This is a genomic window from Streptococcus sp. 2018037 (genome assembly GCF_019754195.1).
In the GTDB taxonomy this organism is placed as follows: Bacteria; Bacillota; Bacilli; order Lactobacillales; family Streptococcaceae; genus Streptococcus; species Streptococcus hashimotonensis.
Window position 1 is genome coordinate 20,728 of the sequence record NZ_JAIJZQ010000011.1, and the last position, 26,939, is coordinate 47,666.

Annotated in this window: 27 protein-coding genes; 23 read left to right on the top strand and 4 right to left on the bottom strand. The window is 41.2% G+C overall.

Going from position 1 to position 26,939, the window contains the following annotated elements; genetic code table 11:
* Window positions 1–102: 102 nt before the first annotated feature.
* Window positions 103–1,518: a Fe-S cluster assembly protein SufB gene (sufB, locus tag K5Q29_RS05635; RefSeq protein ID WP_002938151.1), complete on the top strand. Its 1,416-nt coding sequence runs from the start codon at window positions 103–105 to the stop codon at window positions 1,516–1,518.
* Between the two features lie 519 nt (window positions 1,519–2,037).
* On the opposite strand, the gene pbp3 is transcribed toward sufB, so the two are convergent.
* Complete coding sequence (gene pbp3, locus K5Q29_RS05640) at window positions 2,038–3,279, bottom strand: D-alanyl-D-alanine carboxypeptidase PBP3 (protein WP_221877045.1); 1,242 nt, start codon at window positions 3,277–3,279, stop codon at window positions 2,038–2,040.
* Window positions 3,280–3,491: 212 nt separating this feature from the next.
* On the opposite strand from pbp3, the gene K5Q29_RS05645 reads away from it, so the two are divergent.
* The 10 genes from K5Q29_RS05645 to K5Q29_RS05690 all read left to right on the top strand — a co-directional run bounded on the left by K5Q29_RS05645 (window position 3,492) and on the right by K5Q29_RS05690 (window position 13,880).
* The gene (locus tag K5Q29_RS05645) at window positions 3,492–5,282 is read left to right on the top strand and encodes an oligopeptide ABC transporter substrate-binding protein (RefSeq protein ID WP_105139097.1); all 1,791 of its coding nucleotides are present in this window, start codon (window positions 3,492–3,494) and stop codon (window positions 5,280–5,282) included.
* Between the two features lie 376 nt (window positions 5,283–5,658).
* Entirely contained in the window at window positions 5,659–6,657 is a 999-nt protein-coding gene (locus K5Q29_RS05650; RefSeq protein WP_002942324.1) for an ABC transporter ATP-binding protein, read from the top strand.
* Between the two features lie 2 nt (window positions 6,658–6,659).
* Complete coding sequence (locus K5Q29_RS05655; RefSeq protein WP_002938145.1) at window positions 6,660–7,601, top strand: ATP-binding cassette domain-containing protein; 942 nt, start codon at window positions 6,660–6,662, stop codon at window positions 7,599–7,601.
* A gap of 1 nt (window position 7,602) precedes the next feature.
* On the top strand, window positions 7,603–8,559 hold the full coding sequence (gene opp4B, locus K5Q29_RS05660) for an oligopeptide ABC transporter permease (protein ID WP_002938143.1): 957 nt from the start codon (window positions 7,603–7,605) through the stop codon (window positions 8,557–8,559).
* Window positions 8,560–8,572: 13 nt separating this feature from the next.
* A complete protein-coding gene (locus K5Q29_RS05665) occupies window positions 8,573–9,475 on the top strand; it encodes an ABC transporter permease (RefSeq protein WP_024394948.1) in 903 nt (300 codons plus the stop codon).
* Window positions 9,476–9,596: 121 nt separating this feature from the next.
* Window positions 9,597–9,962 (top strand): Asp23/Gls24 family envelope stress response protein, encoded by a 366-nt coding sequence (locus K5Q29_RS05670; RefSeq protein WP_002939192.1) that lies wholly within the window; start codon window positions 9,597–9,599, stop codon window positions 9,960–9,962.
* A gap of 2 nt (window positions 9,963–9,964) precedes the next feature.
* Window positions 9,965–11,629, top strand: a complete 1,665-nt coding sequence (locus tag K5Q29_RS05675; protein WP_105139096.1) for a DAK2 domain-containing protein — start codon at window positions 9,965–9,967, stop codon at window positions 11,627–11,629.
* A 100-nt stretch (window positions 11,630–11,729) separates the two neighbouring features.
* Complete coding sequence (gene tsaE / locus K5Q29_RS05680) at window positions 11,730–12,170, top strand: tRNA (adenosine(37)-N6)-threonylcarbamoyltransferase complex ATPase subunit type 1 TsaE (protein ID WP_105139099.1); 441 nt, start codon at window positions 11,730–11,732, stop codon at window positions 12,168–12,170.
* Window positions 12,163–12,690 (top strand): GNAT family N-acetyltransferase, encoded by a 528-nt coding sequence (locus K5Q29_RS05685; RefSeq protein ID WP_105105672.1) that lies wholly within the window; start codon window positions 12,163–12,165, stop codon window positions 12,688–12,690. The genes tsaE and K5Q29_RS05685 overlap by 8 nt, the downstream gene beginning before the upstream one ends.
* On the top strand, window positions 12,687–13,880 hold the full coding sequence (locus K5Q29_RS05690; RefSeq protein ID WP_105139095.1) for an LCP family protein: 1,194 nt from the start codon (window positions 12,687–12,689) through the stop codon (window positions 13,878–13,880). The genes K5Q29_RS05685 and K5Q29_RS05690 overlap by 4 nt, the downstream gene beginning before the upstream one ends.
* A 108-nt stretch (window positions 13,881–13,988) precedes the next feature.
* Here K5Q29_RS05690 and K5Q29_RS05695 read toward each other — a convergent pair whose 3' ends face one another.
* Both K5Q29_RS05695 and K5Q29_RS05700 read right to left on the bottom strand, forming a co-directional pair.
* Window positions 13,989–14,291, bottom strand: a complete 303-nt coding sequence (locus K5Q29_RS05695) for a hypothetical protein (RefSeq protein WP_024395377.1) — start codon at window positions 14,289–14,291, stop codon at window positions 13,989–13,991.
* Window position 14,292: 1 nt separating this feature from the next.
* Window positions 14,293–14,706: an HIT family protein gene (locus K5Q29_RS05700; protein WP_029171023.1), complete on the bottom strand. Its 414-nt coding sequence runs from the start codon at window positions 14,704–14,706 to the stop codon at window positions 14,293–14,295.
* A 62-nt stretch (window positions 14,707–14,768) separates the two neighbouring features.
* Between K5Q29_RS05700 and K5Q29_RS05705 the strand changes: the two genes are divergently transcribed.
* From K5Q29_RS05705 to K5Q29_RS05760, 12 genes are all read left to right on the top strand, one after another.
* Complete coding sequence (locus tag K5Q29_RS05705; RefSeq protein ID WP_024406554.1) at window positions 14,769–15,503, top strand: ABC transporter ATP-binding protein; 735 nt, start codon at window positions 14,769–14,771, stop codon at window positions 15,501–15,503.
* Window positions 15,500–16,540: an ABC transporter permease gene (locus K5Q29_RS05710; protein ID WP_105139094.1), complete on the top strand. Its 1,041-nt coding sequence runs from the start codon at window positions 15,500–15,502 to the stop codon at window positions 16,538–16,540. The genes K5Q29_RS05705 and K5Q29_RS05710 overlap by 4 nt, the downstream gene beginning before the upstream one ends.
* Window positions 16,541–16,589: 49 nt before the next feature.
* A complete protein-coding gene (ccrZ, locus tag K5Q29_RS05715; protein ID WP_002942360.1) occupies window positions 16,590–17,384 on the top strand; it encodes a cell cycle regulator CcrZ in 795 nt (264 codons plus the stop codon).
* Window positions 17,381–18,019 (top strand): tRNA (guanosine(46)-N7)-methyltransferase TrmB, encoded by a 639-nt coding sequence (gene trmB / locus K5Q29_RS05720; protein WP_002939002.1) that lies wholly within the window; start codon window positions 17,381–17,383, stop codon window positions 18,017–18,019. The genes ccrZ and trmB overlap by 4 nt, the downstream gene beginning before the upstream one ends.
* 297 nt (window positions 18,020–18,316) lie before the next feature.
* Window positions 18,317–18,787 (top strand): ribosome maturation factor RimP, encoded by a 471-nt coding sequence (rimP, locus tag K5Q29_RS05725; protein WP_002942369.1) that lies wholly within the window; start codon window positions 18,317–18,319, stop codon window positions 18,785–18,787.
* 72 nt (window positions 18,788–18,859) lie between these two features.
* A complete protein-coding gene (gene nusA, locus K5Q29_RS05730; protein ID WP_014638606.1) occupies window positions 18,860–20,002 on the top strand; it encodes a transcription termination factor NusA in 1,143 nt (380 codons plus the stop codon).
* A gap of 16 nt (window positions 20,003–20,018) precedes the next feature.
* Window positions 20,019–20,315 (top strand): RNase P modulator RnpM, encoded by a 297-nt coding sequence (gene rnpM, locus K5Q29_RS05735; RefSeq protein ID WP_002942375.1) that lies wholly within the window; start codon window positions 20,019–20,021, stop codon window positions 20,313–20,315.
* Window positions 20,302–20,610, top strand: coding sequence for a YlxQ-related RNA-binding protein (locus K5Q29_RS05740; RefSeq protein ID WP_002942377.1), 309 nt, complete (start codon window positions 20,302–20,304; stop codon window positions 20,608–20,610). Before rnpM ends, K5Q29_RS05740 begins: the two co-directional genes overlap by 14 nt.
* A 17-nt stretch (window positions 20,611–20,627) precedes the next feature.
* Complete coding sequence (infB, locus tag K5Q29_RS05745) at window positions 20,628–23,450, top strand: translation initiation factor IF-2 (RefSeq protein WP_105139093.1); 2,823 nt, start codon at window positions 20,628–20,630, stop codon at window positions 23,448–23,450.
* Window positions 23,451–23,604: 154 nt separating this feature from the next.
* The gene (rbfA, locus tag K5Q29_RS05750; RefSeq protein ID WP_002942382.1) at window positions 23,605–23,958 is read left to right on the top strand and encodes a 30S ribosome-binding factor RbfA; all 354 of its coding nucleotides are present in this window, start codon (window positions 23,605–23,607) and stop codon (window positions 23,956–23,958) included.
* Window positions 23,959–24,238: 280 nt separating this feature from the next.
* Window positions 24,239–24,910 (top strand): colicin lysis protein, encoded by a 672-nt coding sequence (locus K5Q29_RS05755; protein WP_105139092.1) that lies wholly within the window; start codon window positions 24,239–24,241, stop codon window positions 24,908–24,910.
* 164 nt (window positions 24,911–25,074) lie between these two features.
* The gene (locus tag K5Q29_RS05760) at window positions 25,075–26,229 is read left to right on the top strand and encodes a carbohydrate-binding domain-containing protein (protein ID WP_105139091.1); all 1,155 of its coding nucleotides are present in this window, start codon (window positions 25,075–25,077) and stop codon (window positions 26,227–26,229) included.
* A gap of 35 nt (window positions 26,230–26,264) precedes the next feature.
* Here K5Q29_RS05760 and K5Q29_RS05765 read toward each other — a convergent pair whose 3' ends face one another.
* Window positions 26,265–26,924 carry a trimeric intracellular cation channel family protein gene (locus K5Q29_RS05765; RefSeq protein ID WP_024385176.1) on the bottom strand — a complete coding sequence of 220 codons (660 nt, stop codon included), beginning with the start codon at window positions 26,922–26,924 and terminating at the stop codon, window positions 26,265–26,267.
* Window positions 26,925–26,939: the final 15 nt, after the last annotated feature.

The window sequence follows — 26,939 nt, forward strand, 5'->3', positions numbered from 1 at the left end:
GAAAGGATTGTTCAGTTTCTGATTGGAATTGAACAGGCCCAGCAAGCATTGAAGTGAGCGAAACTGCCAATCTCATACTTATTGGGCTTAGTATCTTATATTATGTCAGAAGAAAGAATTGAACCAACCCCGATTGATCTTGGGGAATACAAATTCGGTTTCCATGATGAAAACGTGGAACTGGTGGCTTCGACAGGTAAGGGTTTGAACGAAGAAGTCATTCGTGAAATGTCCCGTATCAAAGGCGAGCCTGAATGGATGTTGGAATTCCGGTTGAAATCCTATGAAACCTTCAAGAAAATGCCGATGCAGACTTGGGGAGCCGACTTGTCTGAACTGGATTTTGATGACATTGTTTACTATCAAAAACCGTCGGATAAGCCAGCACGCAGCTGGGACGATGTGCCAGACAAAATTAAGGAAACCTTTGAACGCATCGGGATTCCAGAAGCCGAGCGTGCCTACCTAGCGGGTGCTTCTGCCCAGTACGAATCAGAAGTGGTCTACCACAACATGAAGGAAGAGTACGACAAGCACGGTATTATCTTTACAGATACCGACACGGCTCTTAAAGAACACCCAGAGCTTTTCAAAAAATACTTTGGAAAACTTGTTCCGCCGTCAGATAATAAACTAGCTGCCCTCAACTCAGCGGTTTGGTCAGGTGGTACTTTCATCTACGTACCGAAAGGGGTTAAGTTGGATATTCCACTCCAAACCTATTTCCGAATCAACAATGAAGGAACGGGTCAGTTTGAACGCACCCTCATCATCGTGGATGAAGGGGCAAGTGTTCACTACGTAGAAGGCTGTACCGCTCCGACTTACTCAACGGCCAGCCTCCACGCTGCTATTGTGGAAATCATTGCCCACGAAGGTGCCTACATGCGTTACACGACCATTCAAAACTGGTCAGACAACGTCTATAACTTGGTAACCAAGCGTGCCCGTGCTGAGAAAAATGCCACAGTTGAGTGGATTGACGGCAACCTTGGTGCCAAGACGACCATGAAATACCCAGCGGTTTATCTAGAAGGTGAAGGGGCTCGTGGTACCATGTTGTCCATTGCCTTTGCTAATAAGGGGCAGGTCCAAGATACCGGTGCTAAGATGATTCACAACGCCCCACGCACCTCATCTTCTATCGTGTCCAAATCCATTGCCCGTGGCGGCGGAGAAGTCAACTACCGTGGTCAAGTAACCTTTGCTAAAAACTCAGCCAAGTCAATCAGCCACATTGAATGTGATACCATTATCATGGATGATATTTCCAAATCAGATACCATTCCATTTAATGAAATCCACAACTCACAAGTGGCCCTCGAACACGAAGCCAAAGTATCAAAAATCTCAGAAGAACAGCTCTACTACCTCATGAGCCGTGGCTTGTCCGAGTCAGAAGCTACAGAGATGATTGTCATGGGCTTTGTCGAACCATTCACCAAAGAACTCCCAATGGAATACGCAGTCGAACTCAACAGACTGATTGCCTATGAAATGGAGGGCTCGGTTGGTTAGATTTTTGGCAATTTAGCAAACATGAGTTTGCTAAAAGCCAAAAAATCTCCAACCGAGGTGGGAGATAAGGAGTAGCGAAAGCTACTCTACATTGAAATGCCAACGCTCGTTGGAAATAGAGAGCGACGGCAGTCGCTCTTCTTTGTAATCATATAAAAATTCGATACCTTCCACGCTCGTCATTTTCTGTAAGAAAATGATATGTAGTGAGGAGTTCCACAGGAACTCTCTCCAACCGACGTTGGAGATAGGGAGCGATGGAAATCGCTCTTCTTTGTAATTCGGCCAACCTTGTGACTCAAACAGCTTTAAAGTTGTTCAAGCCCGTCAAACTCCCCACTGAAGTAGGAGATGAGGAGCGACGGCAGTCGCTCTTCTTTATAAATAACATAGTCTGGGAGACTATTTTTACCCTACTGACATCGCTTCCTGTAAGGAAGTGATATGTAATAAGGAGCAGCAGATGTCGCTCTGCGATAAAAAAATAGTATGTCGAAAATCGTTCGACATACTATTTTTTTATAATTTTTCATTGACATAGCGGACAAATTGATTCCACCAAGAGAAAGGCCAGGATGCTTCTTTCATATCGCTAGGGATAATCATATCGACACTAGCTTGCTCGGAAATATAACCTTTTCCAATGAGATCTTGATCTTTCAGTTGCAGTTTGCCAACTAGGGTCCCTGCTTTGAGGGGAGCATCAATTTCTTTTATATCCGTTGTGAAAGTTGCGGTGGGGACATTATCAGTTTGATTTCGTTGAACAACAGTTAAATCTGCTGCCGCAACAACAGGACTTGTTTCTTTTTCACCATTGAAAACCTTTATCTTACTATCTTCAAAAGCTTCACCTTTTTTTACTAGCGTAACAAGCGAAAAGTTAGAATAAACATAGTTCATCAAATCATTTGTCGCGACAAATCGATTTTCTGGCGAGGTCAGCCCATCAGTGGCATTCAATACTACTGTGATAATGCGCATACCAGCTTGTTGGGTTGTTGCAAGAAAACTTGAACCTGCTGAGTTTGATGTCCCTGTTTTTAAGCCGTCAACCCCTCCACGAGCGTGAGTACCATCGCTTAGCATTTGGTTGGTGCTATAGTAAGTGTAGCCACCAAAATCGTAGGCGTTTAGTGAGGTAATGTCAAGTACCTGAGGATAGTCGAGTATTAATCGTCTAGCAATGATAGCAACATCTAGGGCTGAAAACATATTTACATCTTCAGGACTGGAACCTGGATAAATATTTTCACCCAAGTCGGTATTGTCTAGTCCGGATACATTGACAATCTTTGCGTCAGTAATTCCCCATTCTTGGACTTTTGCTTTCATTCGATCCACGAATGCAGCTTCGCTACCGGCTATTTTTTCTGCCAGAGCAATAATAGCACTATTGGATGATGTTATTAAAGAAGCGTTTAATAGGTCTCTTACTGAATAGGACCGTGCATCAAGGTTGACGTTGCTTAATTCTGTATTAGAAGTGAGGCTATAGGGATAATCAGAAATATCTACCATAGTATCTAAAGTGATCTCACCCTTTGCCAGTGCTTCGTAGACCAGGTAAATGCTCAATGTCTTACTGATAGAAGCGATGCTTGCTTTGGTTTCGGCATCTTGCTCATACAAGATTTTGCCGCTACTTACTTCGACTGCGATAGCATGCTTGGCTGCAACAGAAAAATCTTCTGCCAAAATAGGTGTGGAAGTGAAAAAAACGGCAAGGATTGTAGTGAGTGTTAGTAAAAGTTTACGCATAATCATTCCTTTTGGGGGTATTTTATTCTATTATATCACAAGAAATGTGAGAAAAATTTGGAAAAAACATGTAAAGAATGAGAAAATGATGAAAAAATATGTTTTTACAAAATTTTCTGACAAAAAGACTTTATTTAAGAAAAATTTATGATATAATGATTTTTATAAGACATAGTAATAAGTGTCAAACAAAAAGAAAACAGAGGTGTTTTATGAAAAAGACAACGAAACTTTTTGCACTTGCAGGTGTGACTCTCCTTTCAGCATCTGTTCTTGCAGCATGTGGTTCAAAACAATCAGGTGCAGCAAAACAGGAATTGTCATTCCCAGCTGAAGTAAAACAAGATGGAACAGCAGTCGCAGATGCTCAATTGAAATATGCTTGGGTATCTCCTACAACTTCATCAGGTCTTTTAATTGACGAGTTGACTGAGAATACTACTGATTCAACATTTGGTGGTATGGTTGATATTTCAATGTTCGGTTACGACGGAGAACGTAAGTTGGACGACTCAGGTCTTGCCAAGGCTGAATTTGATGTAAAAGGCAAGAAAATCACAGTCAGCTTGACTGGTAAGGATTACAAGTGGTCAGATGGTGAGCCATTCACAATCAACGACTATATCTTTACAATTAAGTCAATGGCAAGCAAAGACTATACAGGTATTCGTTTTGATGATAAATTCTTGAACATTGAAGGTATGCAAGAATTTGTTGATGGAAAAGCATCAGACGTCTCTGGTATTAAGAAAGTTGATGACTATACAGTAGAATTGACTGTAAAAGAAATGTCCCCTTCAATGATGTATGCAGGTGGTGATGTCCCAGCCTATATCCAACCAGAACACATCTATAAAGATATCCCTGTTGCAGACTGGGAAAAGAGCGAATACTCACGTACTGCGAAGCTTGTTGGTATGGGGCCGTGGAAGATTAAGGAAATCGTCAATGGTGAGTCTATCACTTACGTACCAAACGAATACTTTTTCAAGGGTACGAAACCAAAAACAAGCTCATTGAAGATTGACATCGTATCTCCTGATACTATTGTTTCTGAAATGAAAGCGGGGAATTATGATATCGCAGAAATGCCGGTTGATCAGTTAGATTCATATAAGGATGCTTCTAACTTGAATATCGTTGGTCAGTTAGAGTCGTCTTATGAGTATATCTCATTTAATTTTGGTAAATATGACGAAGCAGCTGGTAAGAACGTTATGGATGAAAATGCCAAGATGAATGATGTGAAACTTCGTCAAGCGATTGCCTATGCGATTGATACCAAGACAGCTGGTAAGTCATTGTACAACGGTCTTTACCACCCTGCAAAATCATTGATTATCTCATTCTTCGGCGATATTCATGATTCAGAATTGGAAGGCTATTCGTACGATCCTGAAAAAGCGAAAAAACTTTTGGATGAAGCTGGCTACAAAGATGTAGATGGTGATGGTATCCGTGAAGGCAAAGATGGTAAGGCATTCAAGATTACCTTTGCGGCTCGTAAACGTACTGAAGCTAACGAAGCTCTTGTACAACAATACATTGCTTGGTGGAAAGAAGTTGGCTTGAATGTCGAACTTTACACAGGGCGTACAGTTGAAGGGAAGTCGTTCTACAATTCAGTTCAGGCTAATGATGCTGCTATTGATATGTATGCTGGTGGATGGTCAACAGGTTACGATCCAAACCCAAGTGGTCTATGGGGGCCTATCGCAGCCTTCAATATGTCACGTTTCGTGTCCGATGAAAACACTAAGTTATTGGAAGCTATCAGTTCAGCAGAGTCGTTTGATGATAAGAAAAACGTTGAGAACTATAAGGCTTGGCAAAAATATGCTCACGAGCAAGCATTTGCTATTCCAACGTTTGAGTCAGAAAAAATTACTGCGGTTAATAAACGTGTGAAAAGCTATGATACAAAATACGGCTCAGCTTCAGGTACAGGTCTTGCTTATGAGGGTATCGAACTTACTGCTGATAAAGGTGTAGTGGCAGAATAATTTGTTAGAAGACAATAGAATCTGAAAAAGCCAATTTGATTGGCTTTTTTCAGATTGCTATTGGAATTTTCAGATAATTGTGGTATAGTAGACTCAGTACACAAAAATGAGTCCCTACTAACAAAAACTCAAGATGAAGAACATTAACCTACTCAATTCCTAATTGAGACAGTGATAGAGATGGTCTTGATTTATGATTGGATATAGGTACATTTTTTACTTCTGGGTAATCGCTATCAAACGATAATTTGGTAGAAATATGTTATTCTAGAGTAGTTATATAAAGTCAGTTAATCAAACGTTATATGAACTTGATAATCGTAAGGCTATTGAATTGATTGAGCTTGATTAGCTGGCACATAAAGGAGGAGAAAGCGTGGCTACCGAAAAACCGCTTTTAGACATTAAAGATTTACACGTCGGTTTCCGTATTGGAGATGATTATTTTGACGCTGTTGACGGTGTTGATATCTCATTGCAAAAAAATGAAATTTTGGCAATTGTAGGGGAATCTGGCTGTGGTAAATCAACTTTGGCAACGACCATCATGGGCTTGCATAACCCTTTGAATACCAAAATCACAGGAAGCATCCAGTACAATGATATGGAATTGATTGGCATGGATGAAGCTAAGTACAATACGGTACGTGGTAATGATATTGGTATGATTTTCCAAGATCCCTTGGCTTCTCTAAATCCATTGATGACGATTGGTGCACAGATTGATGAGGCACTGTTCTATCATACTGATTTGGATGCCAATGCTCGTACAGAGCGAGTTTTGGAACTCTTGGCTCAGGTAGGTATTCCAAATCCTAAGCGGACATTTAAACAGTATCCACATGAGCTTTCAGGTGGTATGCGTCAGCGTATCATTATTGCTATGGCCTTGTCTTGTAAACCGCCAATTATTATTGCGGACGAACCTACAACGGCCTTGGATGTTACAATTCAAGCACAAATCTTGGATCTCTTAAATGATATTCAAGCGGAGACAGGTTCAGGTATTATTTTGATTACTCATGACTTGGGAGTAGTTGCAGAGACTGCTGATCGTGTGGCGGTCATGTACGGTGGTCAGTTTGTCGAAGTAGCGCCAGTAGAAGAATTGTTTACCAATCCAAAACATCCATATACACGTTCGCTCTTGAAGTCAAATCCTCAATCAGGTAGCGAGGGTGGCGATCTTCATGTTATTGAAGGTATTGTGCCACCGATTACAAAAATGGTTCGTAAGGGTTGCCGTTTTGCTCCACGTATTCCGTGGATTGGAGCAGAGGCTCATGAAGAGAATCCGAGCATGCACGAGGTAGGTCCGAATCACTTTGTCCGTTGTACCTGCCATGAGACATTCTATTTTGAAGGGGAGGCCTAATAGTGGGATTTATTGAAGTAAAAGATTTAAAAGTCCATTATCCAATTCGTAGTGGCTTCTTTAACCGTGTGACGGATCATGTCTATGCTGTCGATGGCGTTAATATTGAGTTTGAAGAAGGAAAAACCTATGGTTTGGTAGGTGAGTCAGGTTCTGGGAAATCGACCATTGGTAAGGCAATTATCGGTTTAGAGCGTGCCACTTCTGGTCAGATTATCTATGAGGGACAAAATGTAACCAACAAATCACGTGGTAAAAAAGGAAACTTTAATCGTGATGTTCAAATGATTTTCCAAGATTCTCTTTCAAGTTTTAACCCTAAAAAACGTATTTTGGACATCATTGCGGAACCAATCCGTAACTTTGACCGTTTATCTCCAGATGAAGAAAAGAAAAAAGTTCTTCAACTCTTGGATACAATCGGTCTAAATGAAGAAGCTCTGATTAAATATCCTCATGAATTCTCAGGTGGTCAACGCCAACGTATCGGTGTTGCTCGTGCCTTGGCTAGTAATCCTCGTTTGATTATTGCAGACGAGCCGGTTTCTGCCTTGGATTTGTCTGTGCAGGCACAGGTCTTGAATTATATGAAACGTATCCAAGATGAGTTTAAGCTCAGCTATCTCTTTATTTCCCATGACCTCGGTGTTGTGCAACACATGTGTGATGAATTGTTCATCATGTATCGCGGACGTTTCGTAGAAACAGGAAATAAGAACGATATTTATAATAATCCACAACACATTTATACTAAACGTTTGTTGTCAGCTATTCCAACGATTGACCCACTCAATCGATTGAAGAATAAAGAAAAGCGTTTGGCTGCTGAAAAAGAATATCAAGAAATGCAAGGTCAATACTATGATGAAAACGGTCGTGTGTACGATTTGAGATCCTTCTCAGAAACTCATCAAGTAGCCCTTCCAGAAGGAGGTCAGAACTAAGATGTGGAAAACAGTATTACGTCGTTTACTCATGATGATTCCGCAGATTATTATTTTGAGTGTCATTGCGTTCTTTGTTGCGAAGATGATGCCGGGGGATCCCTTTACAGGATTGATTGACCCAAATATTGATCCAGCAATCATTGAACAAAAACGGATTGCGGCAGGTTATTATGACCCAATCCCTGTTCAGTATTTCCGTTGGGTAGGCAATCTTTTGCAAGGAGATTTTGGTCAGAGTGTTATTTTTAAACAACCAGTTGTTGATGTCATCATGCAGCGCTTGAATAATACAATTGGATTATCCCTCTTGACGATGGTATTGACTTATTTGATTGCACTTCCATTGGGTATGATTGCAGGTCGTTATCAAAACTCACTTGCAGATAAAATCATTGGCGTGTATAACTTCTTGACATTTTCAACTCCAACTTTCGTTTTTGCCATCCTCATGCTCTGGATGTTTGGCTTTAGTTTGGGCTGGTTCCCGACGCGCGGTTCGATTAGCGGTGGTGTGGAAGGATTTGCAGCGACTCTCAGTCGTTTACACCATATGATTCTGCCAGCGATTACAATGGCGATTTTGTCAACAACAGTTACTATTCAATATCTCCGTACGGGGATTATTGATGCTAAGAGCCAGGACTATGTTCGTACAGCTCGTGCCAAAGGTGTTCCTGAGAGAGTTGTTTATAACCGTCATATTTTCCGTAATTCGATTTTACCGATCGCATCTTTCTTGGGTTATGAATTGACAGGATTAATTGGTGGTTCTATCTTTATTGAAAATATTTTCACTTACCCAGGTATCGGTCAGTTATTCTTTAACTCTATTTCTAGTCGTGACTATAGTGTTATCTTAGCTTTATTGTTGGTATTTGGTATGGGTACTTTGTTGGGGACATTGATTTCAGATATTATCATGAGTATCGTGGATCCACGTATCCGTGTGAAATAGAAGGAGGAGTAAGGTGAGTAAAGAAAATAAAAAACAAGTACAATCTGCTTCAACTCCTCCAGGTGGCTTCCGTGTCATCGCGCGGGAGTTTATGAAAGATCGACTTGCATTGACCTCATTAATTATCTTAGTGACGGTTCTCTTAGCAGTCTTTATCGGTGCACTTCTGTTGAATCAAGAACAAGTTATGAAAGTCAACCTTTTGGGACGTTACTTGGAACCAGGTGTTAACGGCTATATCTTGGGGACAGATGAAGGTGGTAAAGATATCTTTGGTCAGCTGATTATCGGTGCTCGTAACTCAATCATTATCGGTTTTACCATTACGATTATTACTAGTATCGTTGGTATCTCTATCGGTTTGATTTCTGGTTATTACGGTGGTCGTTTGGACGGATTCTTGATGCGTATTGTCGATTTCATCATGATTTTGCCGGTAACAATGTTGATCATTGTTTTCGTGACAGTTATCAAGAACTATACGATCTATCACTTCATTCTCATCATGAGTGCCTTTTATTGGACGGCCAAGGCTCGTCTATTCCGTACAAGGACTTTGTCAGAGGCAAGCTTGGATTATGTCAATGCATCAAAAACATTGGGAACAAGCGACTTCATGATTATGTTCCGTGAAATTTTACCAAACTTAAGTTCATTGATTATCGTTAACTTGACCTTGAACTTTGCGGGAAATATCGGTATCGAGACTTCGTTGACTTATCTTGGTTTCGGTCTACCATCGACAGTACCAAGTTTGGGTACCTTGATTGCCAATGCCCGCAATGCAGATATTTTGGAAAACAAGACATGGATTTGGTTGCCAGCAGCCATCTTCATCCTTGTGATGATGCTCTGTATCAACTATGTCGGACAAGCTTTCCAACGTGCAGCAGATGCTAAGCAGCGTTTAGGTTAATTGTGAAAAGGGTTCCTTTGGGAGCTCTTTTTTTGTAAAATCCGATGTAACAAGCTTGTTTTTTACAGAAAGCAGAAAATGTGGTAAAATGGAGTGATAAAACTATTTGAGGTAACGAATTATGACTGTTAAAATCAATACTAAAGACGGCCAAATCGAATTGACTGATGACGTGATTGCCACAGTTGTTGGCGGTGCTACGACTGAGATTTTCGGTGTTGTTGGGATGGCTAGTAAGTCTGCGATCAAGGATAATTTTCAAGCACTTTTGAGAAAAGAAAATTATTCTAAAGGTGTTGTGATCAAGACCTTGGAAGATGGTCGCATTGCAGTCGATGTTTATACTGTGATGAGCTACGGTGTAAAAATCAGTGAAGTATCTCGCAATATCCAAGAACGTGTTAAGTTCAACTTGGAAAATCAACTAGGTATCTCTGTAGATGCCGTCAATGTCTTTATCCAAAATATCAAAGTCGTAGGAGAATAATTGTGTCTAAAATTACAACTAGTTTATTTCAAGAAATGGTGCAAGCAGCATCAACTCGTCTGAATAAACAAGCCGAATATGTGAACTCACTCAATGTTTTCCCAGTTCCAGATGGGGATACTGGTACCAATATGGGGATGACTATTACCAATGGTGCTAAAGAAGTAGCAGATAAGTCTGCTTCTACTGTTGGAGAAGTTGCACAAATTCTTTCTAAGGGCTTGTTGATGGGAGCTCGTGGAAACTCAGGTGTTATTACGTCACAATTGTTCCGCGGTTTCGGTCAATCTGTTAAAGGCAAGGTTGAATTGGACGGTAAGGATTTGGCGCAAGCCTTTCAACATGGTGTAGAAGTGGCTTATAAAGCCGTTATGAAGCCAGTTGAAGGTACTATTCTTACTGTTTCGCGTGGGGCAGCCACTGCCGCTTTGAAAAAGGCAGAAGAGACTGATGATGCGGTTGAGGTCATGCGTGCTACTCTTGACGGTGCTAATCGTGCTCTTAAGAAAACGCCAGAGATGCTTCCAGTCTTGAAGGAAGTTGGTGTTGTCGATTCAGGTGGACAAGGTCTTGTTTACATTTATGAAGGCTTCTTGTCAGCTTTGACGGGTGAGTATATTGCTTCGGAAGATTTTGAGGCGACACCAGCTGTTATGTCTGAAATGATCAATGCTGAGCACCATAAGTCAGTTGCTGGTCATGTAGCAACTGAGGATATTACCTTTGGTTATTGTACCGAAATCATGGTAGCTCTTCGCCAAGGTCCTACTTATGTGAAGGACTTTGATTATGAAGAATTCCGTAACTACCTCAACGACCTTGGGGATTCCCTCCTTGTGGTCAACGATGATGAAATCGTTAAAGTCCATGTCCATACAGAAGATCCAGGTTTGGTCATGCAAGCGGGTCTTCAATACGGTAGCTTGGTCAAGGTAAAAGTGGACAATATGCGTGAGCAACATGAAGCTCAGGTCGAAAAAGAAGAAACTTTCCAAAAACCGACTGAACAAAAAGAGTATGCTATTATTGCGGTTGCTGCTGGTGAAGGTTTGACAGAAATTTTCAAATCACAAGGCGTTGACTATGTGATTTCAGGTGGTCAGACTATGAACCCATCAACAGAAGATTTTGTCAATGCTATTGAATTGGTTAATGCCCGCAATGTCATTTTGTTGCCAAACAACAAAAATATCTTGATGGCTGCTCAGACGGCTGCTGAGGTTGCAGAAGTTGCAGTTAAGGTTGTGGAAACTAAGACCCTACCACAAGGTTTTACTAGCTTACTTGCCTTTGATCCAAGTCGTGATTTGGAAAGCAACTTTTCAGCGATGACGGCATCGCTTGCAGAGGTGAAAAGCGGCAGCGTGACAACTGCGGTTCGCGATACAACCATTGACGGTCTTGAAATCCATGAGAATGATAACCTTGGTATGGTTGATGGCAAGATTGTGGTTTCTAATCCAGATATGATGGAAACACTTGTCGCTACATTTGAGAAAATGCTCGATGAAGATAGCGAAATCGTGACAATCTACATCGGTGAAGATGGTAATGAAGAATTGGCTCAAACTCTTGCTGAACAGCTAGAAGAACAATTTGAAGATGTCGAGGTCGAAATCCATCAAGGAAATCAACCAGTCTACCCATATCTTTTCAGCGTAGAATAAACAAAATCGCAGGCTCTGGCTTGCGATTTTTTCTGTCGACTTGTCTACAATTTCCAGTAGACCTATGACAAACTACTGGGGCTATGGTATAATTAAAGATATGTATAGTCAGAATGAAAATGAATTGATTGCCATTGGTGAGAGAATTGGGAAAGCCTGTAAGCCAAATCAAGTTCTAGTATTATCAGGAGATTTGGGTGCTGGGAAAACAACTCTGACCAAGGGTTTGGCCAAGGGTTTAAAAATTGAACAGATGATTAAGAGTCCTACTTATACGATTGTTCGAGAGTATGAGGGGAACATGCCACTCTATCACTTAGATGTTTATCGAATTGGAGATGATCCTGACTCGATTGATTTGGATGATTTTCTTTATGGAGGTGGTATAACGGTTATCGAGTGGGGAGAATTACTGGATGTCAGTCTATTTGATGACTATTTGCTCATTCGTATAGAGAAAGAGGGAGATGGTCGACGATTGACAGTCGAATCTCATGGGGCTCAAAGTAGCGATTTAGCGAAGGAGTTCCAAAATGTCTGAAAAAGAAGTGTATTTTAGTGAAGCTGAACCAGCTGATGCAGCAGCTTTTATTGATTTTATGAATCAAGTTGCTGGAGAAACGGATTATCTGGTCATGGATGAGACTGGTTTTCGATTTAGTGTTGATGAAATGGAGACCATCTTCGAAGCAGGAATCGAAAATCCTCGTGAATTGTGCCTGTTGGCTAAGGTTGGTTTGGAAGTCGTCGGCGCAATTTCTGTTAAGTCCTCTAAGCAGTTTCGCATTAGCCATATCGGAAATATTTTTATTGCAGTAAAAAAAGCCTATTGGGGTCACGGTCTAGGGACGATTTTACTGGAAGAAGTATTGCATTGGGCAGAGGAAATGGATGTATTGAAGCGTTTGGAATTAACGGTTCAGGTTCGCAATCAGGCGGCAGTACATTTATACCAAAAACTAGGATTTAACATTGAAGGAACCCAGGTACGTGGGGCTAGAACAGATAAAGGAGAATGGCTTGATCTTTATTATATGGGCAAGTTAATTGGTGAAGTATGACAATTGGAAAAAAAATATTCTTAATGTCTTTGGCTATTATTGGTTTAACAGTAGGTGCCGGCTTAATATATGGAGCCAGCTTGTTAAATTTTTCTACGGATGCTATTTCGAAAACATTTAAGCAATTAGATGGAGAAGAAAAAATCACTCCGATTGATGCGACAGAGCCCCTAACTATCCTACTGATGGGGGTGGATATGGACCAAGCGACCCGTGGAGGAGATTGGGAGGGTGGTCGTAGTGATTCGATGATTTTGGTAACCGTCAATCCTAAGACTAAGGAAACCAATATGATGAGCTTGACTCGTGATATTATGGTTGAAATCGCAGAAGCGAGCGGGGAATCTTCAGGAACGGTTGAAAAACTAAATCATTCTTATAGCTACGGACAGGCACCGATGGCCATTGCCACGATCGAAAAGATGATGGATATTAATATTGACCGCTATATCGAAATAAATATGGATGGTCTGGTTGAGCTTGTTGATGCGGTTGGAGGTATTGAGGTAAATAATACTCTTGGCTTCCCTATATCCATTTCGGAACATGAGCCTGCCTACACCTCTATCGTTCAGCCGGGGAAACAGTTGGTAAATGGAAATCAGGCGCTGGTTTATGCTCGGATGCGCTATGATGATCCTGAGGGGGATATTGGTCGTCAGAGACGTCAACGTGAAGTTATAACGGCTATTATAAAAAAACTCCTTCAGTTAGACGGTTTTACCCAGTATAAGAAGATTCTGACTGCCATTTCCAATAATATGCGAACCAACATTGAGATTAGTCCTGCGACAATTCCAAGTCTCTTGGGGTACAAAGACTCTGTCTCCAAGTTGAATTCCTATCAGTTGCGCGGTGTGGATCAAATGGTTGATGCAATCTATTATCAATTACCAACCAGCGAACACCTATTGGAAATGCAAAATATTTTGAAAAAATCTATCGGCTTAGAAGAAAAGACCGACTTAGTCACAAACGTGAAGGTTTACGAAGGACAAGTGGGATTACCAAGTCCAATCAACGTTTATGATGTATATACAAATCTCTTGTTGCTAGAAGCAAGTCCGTGGGCGGAACGCTTGGATCCAGAAATAGGGAATCCATCAGCTACTACGACTGTAACAACAGAAGAGCAGGTAATCGATTTTTCAACAGAGCCAGTACTTGGTGATGAAAACGGGTCACAATAATGTAGTCATTCAGTTTTTCTTTTATTACTTTGACGAGCGAGTATAAAAGCCTATAAAAATAGAGGTTGTTTGCAACCTCTATTTTTATATATTTGGAAATTCCCTATGTCAGGGAGTGCTATTCTCATTCTGGTATTTTTTGAGAATCTGTTGGATTTCTTCCAAGTTTCCTGCAATACTTTGCTGATAGACTCGAGTCTTATATTGTAAGTCAGAAGCCATTTCCTGCAAGGGTTCTTGAAAACTTTGGATAATGGCAAGTTGTTCCTGAATATTGTCCTTGCTCAATTGAATATCTGATAGAAGTTGTTTGGTTTCCTGTACTTCTTTAGCAATTTTATCCCGATGCGTGACTGCAAGGAAGCTGGCGGTAGCGGCGCTTACGGCTAAAATGATATTACGAAGTTTCATATTATTCTCCTAGATAGAGCTCTTGTGCCAGTTGAGCCAGGGCTGGGAAGTCAGGGTCGTTGGCTTTAAATTGAATGTTCAATCCATCTTGATTGTTAAAGCGTGGTAAGAGATGGATGTGTGTATGAAAGACGGTTTGTCCAGCGGCCTCCTCGTTGTTATTAACGATGTTTAGACCACTAGCTCCAAGTTTTTCTTTTAACTGACGAGCGATGGTCGGCACAACAGAAAAGAGTGTGGCTGCAGCTTCTTCATCCATGTCAAGCACGTTTCGGTAGTGTTTTTTAGGGACGACCAATGTGTGTCCTTTTGTGACCTGAGTGATGTCTAAGAAGGCTAATACTTGGTCATCTTCGTAGACTTTTGAAGCTGGTATTTCTCCAGAGATAATTTTGCAAAAAATACAATCCGACATAATGGCAACCTCTTTCTGGGATTTTTGTTATAATAATTATATCAAATTGTAGGAAGAAATGTATGTTAGAAGTAAAAAATGTAACTGGAGGATATGTCAATATCCCGGTTTTGAAAGATGTATCTTTTACCGTTGAGGATGGTCAATTAGTAGGTCTAATTGGTTTAAATGGTGCAGGGAAATCAACGACTATTAAGGAAATTATCGGTCTTTTGACACCTTATCAAGGACAGATTGCAATTGACGGCCTAACTTTGCTACAAGGGGCTGAAAATTATCGGAAGAAGATTGGGTTTATCCCTGAAACACCAAGTTTGTATGAAGAACTAACCCTCAAAGAGCACTTGGAAGTGGTAGCAATGGCCTATGATTTATCCTGGGAGCAAGCTTGGGGACGTGTTGAGCACTTGTTAAAACTGTTTCGCTTGGATGAAAAATTGGACTGGTTTCCTGTCAACTTTTCAAAGGGAATGAAGCAGAAGGTCATGATTATTTGTGCTTTTATGGTGGAGCCGAGTCTGCTGATTGTTGATGAGCCTTTTCTGGGATTAGACCCTGTGGCTATCTCTGACTTGATTACTCTTTTGGAGGAAGAAAAATCTAAGGGTACTTCCATTCTCATGTCCACTCACGTTCTTGACTCAGCTGAGAAAATGTGCGACTCTTTTGTGATTTTACATCAGGGACAGGTCCGTGCAACTGGAAATTTGGAGGAGCTACAAAGTGCATTTGGTATGGATGGTGCAAGTCTGAACGAAATTTATCTGGCCTTGACGCAAGAAGGAGTGGCTGGATGAAAGAATTGTTTCAACAACGCCGACTAGATTTTTTAAATCGTTGTTCCAAATATCTGCGCTATGTTCTGAATGACCATTTTGTTTTGGTTCTCATGGTTTTATTAGGCTTTTTGAGTTTGCAATACCGTCAATTATTGTTGTCATTCCCTGAGAATCCGTTGCCGATTGTTTTGGTGGTTATTGCAATCAGTCTACTGGTGCTATTGTCCGGAAGAATTGCGACTTATTTAGAAGAAGCTGATCAAATCTTCTTATTGACCAAGGAAAAAGACATTCTGCAAGGACTCGAGGTTGCGGCCAGACGCACGGTCTTGTTTTGGTCCTCTATACAGGTGGTGGTTCAGCTTGTTTTGTTACCAATCTATTTGAAACTGGGTTTTCCGGTGTGGATGATTGTAGCTGGTCTTCTTACTTTGTTGGTTTTAAAATGTCTTCTTGTCAAGCGCCAATTAGTGGCTTATCAGTCACAGGGAGTATTGGACTGGTCTAAGGCTATTCAAGATGAACAAAAAAGGAAACAGTCTATTTTACGTTTCTTTGCCTTGTTTACGACGGTTAAAGGCATCAGCACGACAGTTAGACCGAGAAGCTATCTCAATGGAATCTTGCGTCTTGTCAAGTCGAGACAGACTTGGTTTTATCTCTACTTACGGGCTTTCTTGCGTTCAGGAGACTACTTGGGCTTGACGATACGTCTACTGTTGTTGGCGATTTTGTCTCTATTTGCCATCGAAGAATCGTGGTTATCCATCGGCCTAGTTTTAGTCTTTCATTATTTGCTTGTCTTCCAGTTGTTGGGGCTTTACAAGCACTATGATTATCAATATGTAACACAACTGTATCCTTTGGAGAAAGCTTCCAAGAAAATCGGTCTTCAGAATTTGCTTAGAGTGATTTTATACAGTCTATTACTGGTGGAATTGGGCTTTGCTCTGCTATTTTCTAAAGAGAATACGATGGTAGTCGTCTTACTTCTCGTGGGGATTTTCTTGCATGAAATATATTTGCCTCTAAAATTAAAAAAATTGATTGACTAAATAGACGAAAATTAGTAAAATAGTAAGGAATTTTTAAAGGAGGAAAGGCATGCAGTTTGATACCAGTGGGCTACAATTACAGTCTATTGCAGGAAATAGTGGCAAAGCGTTTAAAGGCCTACGGTCAGACGGAACGCCAGTCTTTGTGAAGTATGAGATGCCTCCGATAGTGTCTGCTCTTGCGCGTGAGCAAATTACACCACCCGTTTTGTCAGCAAATCGTGAAGTAGGAATGGGGCATCGTGTAGAGCAGGAGTGGTTGAATGGTCGTACCTTGGAGCGTCAAGATATGACTAGTAAACAGATTCGTCAAATACTGGTGAGAATGCACTATTCTCGCATTTTGCTCAATCAGGCTTTGCAGATGAATTATACCTATATGGAACCTCAGGATTTGGTTTATCGTTGGCAAAAAGAGGCGCCAACTAGATTGGGACAGAATTCTTATCTGCAATCTATCTGCCAAGATTTATTGAATAATCTACCAAGATTCCGTCAAGAGGTGGCAACATTTGTTCACGGAGATTTGCATCATAGTAACTGGGTAGAAACGACGTCTGGTTTGGTGTATTTGACAGATTGGGAGACCGCTTGTGTAACGGATCGGATGTTGGATGTTGCCTATATTTTGACGCATTATATTCCTCGTCAGTCCTGGGAAGAGTGGCTTCGGGCTTATGGCTACAAATATAACAGCACAGTATTAAATAAGGTTTATTGGTATGGCCAGCTTGGCTATCTAAACCAAATTGCTAAGCATGTAGAAAGCTACAATGTTTTGGCTGCAAATAAAGAAATTTATGCTCTACGGCAATTCCGTCAGAGTTTCTATAAGGAAGTATGAGAGTTAGAAATCGTAAGGGAGCGAGTGAGCTTCTAGCAAACAATCCCCAGTATGTTATCTCCAATCCAGAGGAATGTAAGGGGAAATGGGCAGAGATTTTTGGAAACAATAATCCTATCCACATAGAAGTTGGTTCTGGTAAAGGTCGCTTTGTCACTGGTATGGCTGCGCAAAATCCAGATATTAACTATATTGGTATTGATATTCAGATGACCGTGTTAAGCTATGCCTTGGACCGTGTGCTTGAAGCTGGCTTGCCAAATATAAAATTATTGCAGGTGGATGGTTCGAGTTTGACCAACTATTTTGCACCGGCAGAGATAGATCAGCTTTATCTGAATTTTTCAGATCCATGGCCTAAGAAACGTCATGAGAAACGCCGTTTGACCTACAAGTCATTCTTGGATACCTACAAGGAAATCCTACCTGAGAAGGGAGAAATCCACTTCAAAACAGATAATCGTGGTCTGTTTGAGTATAGCCTAGCTAGTTTTTCTCAATATGGCATGGTCTTGAAGCAAGTTTGGCTAGATTTGCATGCTGATGGTTTGGAAGGTAACGTTATGACTGAGTATGAGGAGAAATTCTCAAACAAGGGTCAAGTCATCTATCGTGTGGAAGCACAGTTTCAATAATTCCCTTAGTGGAAAATGAGGAGAGGTCTAGCAGAGACCTTTTTCCTTTGTCGAATAAACTAAATGACTATAATCCATCGTTTTCCTTTACAAATAGGGATAGATATGATAGAATAATGGAAGTGAATAATGAGAAAAGGGGTTGGCGTCAGTCAACCCTTTCCCTGTACACGGATTTCTGTATATAGAATGAATGATAGTACAAGGGAGTTTACTGTCAAAGGAAATAGAGAGTCCTGGATAGTGCGAACTATTTGAGTAATGTATTTCTAGCGACTGTAAAAGTAGGAGGTGTTTATGTCATCAATTATTGAATTGGTCACAGCAGCAATTACCCCCGCTATTCAAACTCCTTACGAGTTGGTAGATGTGGAATATGGTAAAATGGGCGGTGACTATGTCCTATCGATTTTTGTCGATAAGGAGGGTGGAATCTCTCTTCAAGATACGGCAGATTTATCCGAAAAGATCAGTCCGATTTTGGACACTATCAAACCAGATCCATTTCCAGACCAATACATGCTGGAGGTAACAAGTCCAGGTTTGGAACGTCCTTTAAAAACGGCAGATGCTGTTGAAAAGGCAGTTGGAAAGTACATCCATGTCAAGCTCTATCAGGCAATTGATAAAATCAAGGTTTTCGAAGGAACTTTGCTCTCTTTTGATGGAACAGACCTGATTATGGAATATATGGATAAAACTCGTAAGAAGGAAGTGACTATTCCTTACCAGACGGTGGCTAAGGCCCGTTTGGCTGTTAAGTTATAATGCTCTTTCATGAGTATTTTAAAAGATATTAGACTTTAAGAAAGGACCTTTTGAGCGCAAAAGGAAAACAACATGAGTAAAGAAATGCTAGAAGCCTTCCGTATTTTAGAGGAAGACATGGGTATTAACAAAGCGGATATCATTGATGCAGTTACAGAGTCGCTTCGTTCAGCTTATAAACGCCGTTATGGTCAATCAGAATCAGCAGTGATTGAATTTGACGAGAAAAAAGGCGATTTCCATGTATTTACTGTTCGTGAAGTAGTAGATGAAGTATTTGATAGCCGACTAGAAATTAGTCTAAAAGATGCCTTGGCTATTTCATCAGCTTATGAAATGGGTGACAAAATTAAATTCCAAGAAGACCCAGCGGAATTTGGACGTGTAGCTGCTCAATCAGCTAAACAGACCATCATGGAAAAGATGCGCAAACAAAAGCGTGCCATTACCTTCAATACCTACAAGCAACATGAAAATGAGATTATGTCAGGTACGGTAGAGCGTTTTGATAATCGCTTTATCTATGTCAACCTTGGTACGATTGAAGCACAGTTGTCAAAACAGGATCAAATTCCTGGTGAGGTTTTCCAATCTCATGATCGCATCGAAGTCTATGTCTACAAGGTAGAAGACAATGGTCGTGGGGTTAACGTATTTGTTAGCCGTAGCCATCCAGAAATGATTAAACGTCTCATGGAGCAGGAAATTCCAGAAGTATACGATGGAACAGTTGAAATCATGAGTGTTGCCCGTGAAGCTGGAGACCGTACGAAAGTGGCTGTTCGTAGCCATAATCCAAACGTAGATGCCATCGGTACTATCGTTGGTCGTGGTGGTTCAAATATCAAGAAAATCACTAGCAAATTCCATCCAGCTCGTTATGATGCTAAGAATGACCGTATGATTCCTACTGAGGAAAATATTGACGTTATCGAGTGGGTAGCTGATGAAGCGGAATTTATCTACAATGCCCTTGCACCTGCTGAAGTTGACCAAGTATTGTTTGACACGGAAGATGGGAAACATGCTACAGTCGTTGTACCAGATGATAAGTTGTCATTGGCAATTGGTCGTCGAGGTCAAAACGTTCGTTTGGCAGCGCATTTGACAGGATTCCGTATCGACATCAAGTCAGCATCGGAGTATGAAGCTTTTGAAGCAACTCAATATGCAACAGACGAAGTTGTAGAAGAAGTCGAAGAAGAACAAGAATAAGGCAAAAGGAGCAACCATGGCAAAAGCTAGAAAAATACCCTTGCGCAAGTCTGTGGTGTCCGGTGAAATCATCGACAAACGGGATTTGCTCCGTATTGTAAAAAATAAAGAAGGTCAAGTATTTATCGATCCAACAGGCAAGGCAAATGGTCGTGGAGCTTACATCAAGCTTGATAATGATGAGGCAAGCCAAGCTAAGAAACGTCGTGTCTTCGATCGTTCCTTTAGTATGGAAGTGGCCGAAGAATTTTACGATGAATTAATTGCCTACGTTGATCATAAGATCAAGAGGAGAGAACTTGGACTCGAATAAGAGACAGAAAATCTTAAATTTATTAGGTTTGGCCCAGCGAGCTGGTCGCCTGGTTTCGGGTGAGGACCTGGTTGTTGAAGCTATTCAAAAAGGGCAGGCAAAGTTGGTGTTTTTAGCCGAAGATGCTGCTGGAAATTTAAGTAAAAAAGTAACAGATAAAAGTCATACCTATCAAGTAGAAGTTGTAACAGTGTTTTCAACACTGGAATTGAGTGCAGCTGTCGGCAAGGCTAGAAAAGTTCTTGCAGTGACAGACGCTGGATTTACAAAGAAGATGAGGTCTATTATGGAATAGAACAGGAGGACAAGGCATTGTCTAAGAAGAGATTGAATGAAATAGCCCGTGAATTAGGCGTAAGCAGTAAGGAAGTTGTTGCTAAGGCTCAAGAATTGGGCTTTGAAGTCAAAAGCCATGCTTCAAGCGTAGATGAAGCAAGTGCTAAACGCCTTGCAGAAAGCTTTGGTGGACAAAAATCAGAGGCAACTAAAGTTGCGGCAAAAGTTAGCAAGCCTGAGAAGGTTGATGAAACTCCAAAAGTGGAAACAGCTAAGGTAGAAAAAGCTAAGGAAACACAGCCAGTAGTAAAAGAAGAAGTTGCGACAAGTGCAGTACAATCAGCTCCACATCGTCCACAGAGTCGAAACTTTAAGGCAGAGCGTGAAGCACGTGCCAAAGAGCAGGCTGCTAAGCGAGCTCAGGGGCAAGGAAAAGGTGGTCAAGCTAAATCTGGTCAGGACCGTCGTGACAACCGTCAACAAGGTCAGGGACGTTCAAACAATGAGCGAAATGATCGACGCGACAATCGTCGTGACCAGCGTTCAGAAGAGCGGAAAGACAACCGATTTGGTGATCGTCGCGATAATCGTGACAACCGTCGTCAGGACAACCGTTCGGGTCAGTCAGCTCGCTTTGAACAAAGAGAGGCTGCAAAACCAGCAGGACCTAAAATTGACTTCAAAGCGCGTGCTGCTGCTTTGAAAGCAGAACAAAATGCGGAGTATGCTCGTACTAGTGAAGAACGTTTTCGTCAGGCTCAGGAAGCTAAGAAGCAACCTAAGAAGCCAAAAGAAATTAAGTTTGAAGAACCGGTTGTGGAAAGCAAACCATTTGTGAAGCCTGCACCTGTTGCATCGGTACCAGAGCAAGTTGCAGAAACTACTGTAGATACCCGTCGTAAGAAACAAGCTCGACCAGATAAAAAACGTGACTTTAATAGTGACGAAGAAGATGGTCCACGGAAACAACAAAGAAATCGAAATAGTCAAAATCAAGTGAGAAATCAAAGAACAAGTAACTGGAATAACAACAAGAAAAATAAAAAAGGCAAGGCTAACCAACCTGCCAAACCTGTCACAGAACGCAAGTTCCACGAATTGCCAACTGAATTTGAATATACTGCTGGCATGACCGTCGCAGAAATTGCAAAACGGATCAAACGCGAACCTGCTGAAATTGTGAAAAAACTCTTCCTTATGGGAGTTATGGCGACTCAAAACCAATCTTTGGATGGAGATACTATCGAACTCCTCATGGTTGATTATGGTATTGAAGCGAAAGAAAAGGTAGAGGTCGATAACGCAGATATTGAGCGTTTCTTCGTAGAAGAGGGCTACCTCAATGAAGAAGAGATGACAGAACGCCCACCTGTTGTGACTATCATGGGCCACGTTGACCATGGTAAAACAACCTTGTTGGATACCCTACGTAATTCTCGTGTTGCTACTGGAGAAGCTGGTGGTATCACACAGCATATCGGTGCCTACCAAATTGAGGAAGCTGGTAAGAAAATTACCTTCTTGGATACTCCAGGACACGCGGCCTTTACTTCTATGCGTGCACGTGGAGCATCTGTTACCGACTTGACCATCCTAGTCGTTGCAGCAGATGATGGTGTCATGCCACAAACAATTGAGGCTATCAACCACTCAAAAGCAGCTAATGTACCAATCATTGTAGCTATCAACAAGATTGACAAGCCAGGTGCAAACCCAGAGCGTGTCATCGGTGAATTGGCTGAGCACGGTGTTATCTCAACTGCTTGGGGTGGAGAATCTGAATTTGTAGAAATCTCAGCTAAGTTTAACCAAAACATTGATGAATTGTTGGAAACTGTTCTTTTGGTTGCTGAAATTCAAGAACTGAAGGCAGACCCAACTGTTCGTGCGATTGGTACAGTTATCGAAGCGCATTTGGATAAAGGGAAAGGTGCGGTTGCAACCCTCCTCGTTCAACAAGGGACACTTAATGTTCAAGACCCAATCGTTGTCGGAAATACCTTCGGACGTGTTCGTGCCATGACAAACGACCTTGGTCGTCGTGTTAAAACTGCTGGTCCATCTACACCGGTATCTATTACTGGTTTGAACGAAGCACCTATGGCAGGCGATCACTTTGCAGTTTACGAGGATGAGAAATCAGCTCGTGCAGCAGGTGAAGAACGTGCTAAACGCGCTCTTCTTAAACAGCGTCAAGCAACGCAACGAGTTAGTCTTGAAAACCTCTTTGATACCCTTAAAGCGGGTGAGGTTAAGTCAGTTAATGTGATTATCAAGGCTGACGTACAAGGTTCAGTTGAAGCACTTGCATCATCGCTTCAAAAGATTGAAGTAGAGGGAGTACGTGTCAATATCGTCCACTCTGCAGTCGGAGCTATCAACGAATCAGATATTACTCTTGCGGAAGCTTCAAATGCTCTTGTGATTGGTTTCAACGTTCGTCCAACAGCTGAAGCACGTAGCCAAGCTGAAGCAGATGATGTTGAAGTACGTCTTCACAGCATCATTTACAAGGTTATCGAAGAGATGGAAGATGCCATGAAAGGTATGCTTGACCCAGAATATGAAGAAAAAATCATTGGTGAGGCAATCATTCGTGAAACCTTCAAGGTATCCAAAGTTGGAACGATCGGTGGTTTCATGGTTGTTCGTGGTAAAGTTACCCGTGATTCAAGTGTTCGAGTTATCCGTGATGGTGTTGTAGTATTTGATGGTAAACTAGCTAGTTTGAAACGCTATAAAGATGACGTGAAAGAAGTTGGTAATGCTCAAGAGGGTGGTTTGATGATTGAGAACTACAACGACTTGAAAGTTGATGATACCATTGAAGCTTACATCATGGAAGAAATCAAAAAATAATATTTTCTCATTGTCAAAATCATAGACAAGTGATTTTGTCGAGGAAGTGATAATTTAATAGATTTAGTAGGTTTTAAAGCAATAGTTTTTAATCTACTTGGATTATTCAAGCTGGGGAAACTCAGCTTTTCTATCATCTAAGAAAGGAAAGAATATGGCGAATCATTTTCGTACAGACCGTGTCGGGATGGAAATCAAGCGCGAAGTCAATGAGATTTTGCAAAAGAAAGTTCGTGATCCACGTGTGCAGGGAGTGACCATTACAGATGTTCAGATGGTCGGCGATTTGTCAATGGCCAAGGTTTACTACACAATCATGAGTAATTTGGCATCCGATAATCAAAAAGCACAAACGGGTCTTGAAAAAGCGACGGGAACCATTAAGAGAGAACTTGGTCGTAAGTTAACTCTTTATAAAATTCCGGATTTGGTCTTTGAAAAAGACCAATCAATTGAGTACGGCAATAAAATTGACCAAATGTTGCGTGCTCTTGATCAGAAAGATTAACAACAAAAGTCGGATGGAAACATTCGGCTTTTTCTGGCTCGGATGCTTTGTCCATATATGGTGGCGTTTACAAGCCTTCGGAAAGATGTTATACTAATACTCAATGAGAATCAAAAGTAGCCTAGGAAACGAAGCCGAAGATAGAACTCTGTTACTATCTTATTTCAAGGTAACAGGCTGAAAACCTCCACTGGAGCTTTTCACTCATCAAGGCTCTTGATAACGGATAATGTTGATTTTCGAAGAGTATAAGACCAAAGATAGAGCACAGGAGGAAGTTATGAAAACATTTATTGGTAAACTGATGTTAGTGTCCACGGTTGTACTATTAGCTGCTTGTCAGTCTAATCAGGTAAAAGGTGGTGAGAGTTCTAGCTCTAGTGCTTCAAGCCAAGTTTCAGATAGTTCTAGTTTGCAGCAAGCGTCAACAATAGCATCTAGCTCCGAGACGCAAGCATCCTCAGTGACCACTCCTGAGCTAAGTGAGGTATACCAATCAGTTATTGATCGTTATCAAGCGAATATGGGGCAGCCTGCTGAGGCAATCAATCAGGATGAGGTCAGTAGCTATCTGAGCTTATTAACTAGTCAGGAGCAAGAATATAGTGGAATATTTTATAGTTTGTATGATGTCAATCATGATGGTACAGAGGAGCTGCTTCTAGCTTTGGACAAGTCGGGAGAATATGTCTTAATTGACCTCTATACTCAGCTTGCCGATGAGAGTCTACGTTTGGTGGATAATTTCCGCAATCTTGGATTTGAAATTGGACCGGACGCCCTACTTCGTCCTTTACAGGATGGAACATACTTATTTGAAGGAGATGGTATTTTTCGCATTTATCAATACAATGCGATGATTCCAGGTTTAAAACGCATTTCTGAATCAGATACAAACCCTGAAACTTCTCCCTTGCTTGAGTTGAAAAGCTTGCATTGGGTTAAGCTATAGATTTTATCAATGATTATTCCTAGGCTGGGTTTCCCGGCCTTTTGTAGTTCCTAAGAACTTTAAGTTTTCTTTTGGCAATCGTTAATCTTTCTTTTAGGAAGGAAAGGTAAACTAGGAGCATATCAGGAAGGGATACGACTTCCTAAAGAAAAGGAATCTTTATTATGAAAACAAATCTTAAAAAATTACTTTACTCTGGTGTTACTCTTATGAGTCTTGGTGTCTTAGCAGCATGTTCATCTACTTCAAGTTCAACGACTACTTCAAGCTCAGCAGCAACTAGTCAGACAAGTGTAGCGACAACTTCAAATAATAGCACTTCATCAGATTCGAGCTCGTCATCTATTGACTGGTCAGCCCTTCCAACGACAGAAGTGACGCTTTCAAACGATGGCTTGAAAATTACTGAGGGTGGAACCTATATTTTGACTGGTTCAACAACAGCTGGTGTAACGGTTGAAACAGATGCCAATGTTCGCATCATTCTAGCAGGTGCTGAGATTTCAAGTTCAGATACTGCAGCAATCAATGTTATTAATGCTGACAATGTTGAATTGGAAATCAAAGATGGTACGACCAATACAGTGAAAGATACCAGCAATCATACAGACACCAATATTGAGGGGGCTATCCATGTTGAAGCAGATTTGACCATCACTGGTAATGGTAGCCTGACAGTTGAGGGGAACTTCCAAGATGGTATTGTATCGACGGACGACCTTGTCGTGAATTCAGGAAACATTACCGTTACTGCAGTGGATGATGGTATCCGTGGTAAGGATTCATTGACAATCAATGGTGGTACAATCAATGTAACAGCAGGTGGTGATGGTATCAAGTCTACAAATGATACAGATACTACCAAAGGTTATACAACTATCACAGGTGGTGAAATTACTGTAAAAGCAGGTGATGATGGTATTAAAGCGGAGACGGCTTTGACAATTGACGGAGGTACCATTACAGTATCAGAATCTGCTGAGGCACTTGACGGTACTAACATCACGATTAATGGTGGTACATTAGATGTTTACGGTTCAGATGATGCTATTAATGCGGCAAGTACAACGTCATCAGATATCTTTATCAAGGTAACTGGTGGTGACTTGAAAGTAGCTGTAGGTAGTGGAGATACGGATGCCTTTGATGCTAATGGAGACATTTACATCTCCGGTGGTACAATTGATGTAACAGCTCAATCTGCTTTTGACTTTGATGGAACTGCTGAATTGACAGGTGGTACTGTGACAGTTAACGGTGAACAAATTACTCAAATCACAGCAACAGGACCAGGTGCAGGTGGTCATGGTGGCTGGTAATCAATAATAATACAAAAAGGTCTGAGTTGACGAACTCAGACCTTTCGTTTGCTTTCCATATTGGGAAGATTGATTTTGTATTTAATTACCAATAAACGAATGATTAAAGAAATGGTAAAAATAGTGATGAAAGTTGGAATTTGTGGTAATTTCCAATTTACAACGCAAAGATGATAGAGGACTCCTGAGAAAAATGCAAGGACAGCATAGACATCTTCTTTAAGAACAATGGGTGTTTCATTGACGAGTAAATCACGGGCGATTCCGCCTCCGACACCTGTCAAAGCTGCCAGAATACCACTGGTTAGAGCGTTTAGCTGGAGAGAGATACCAGTACTGGCTCCAATGAGGGCGAAGATGGCTAGACCGATTGCATCAAAGATAAGGTTTGTCTGGGAAAGGAAATGAATCATCTTCTTATCAAGTGGTTTGTCCTGCTTTAGATTGATAACAATCAAGTACATGCTAATCGCTACTCCGAGAGATAAATAGATGGCTGTAGGATCGGTCAGAGCAGTAGGAATGCGATTGGCCATCGTATCTCGAATAATTCCCCCACCAACGGCGGTAATGATGCCGAGCAAGCTAATTCCAAAAATATCTAACTTTTTCTTAAATCCTTTTACGGCCCCCGAAACAGCAAATGCGATAGTGCCTACGTAGTTACAAATCATCAGAAATAAATCGAATTCCATAAGAACCTCCGTACC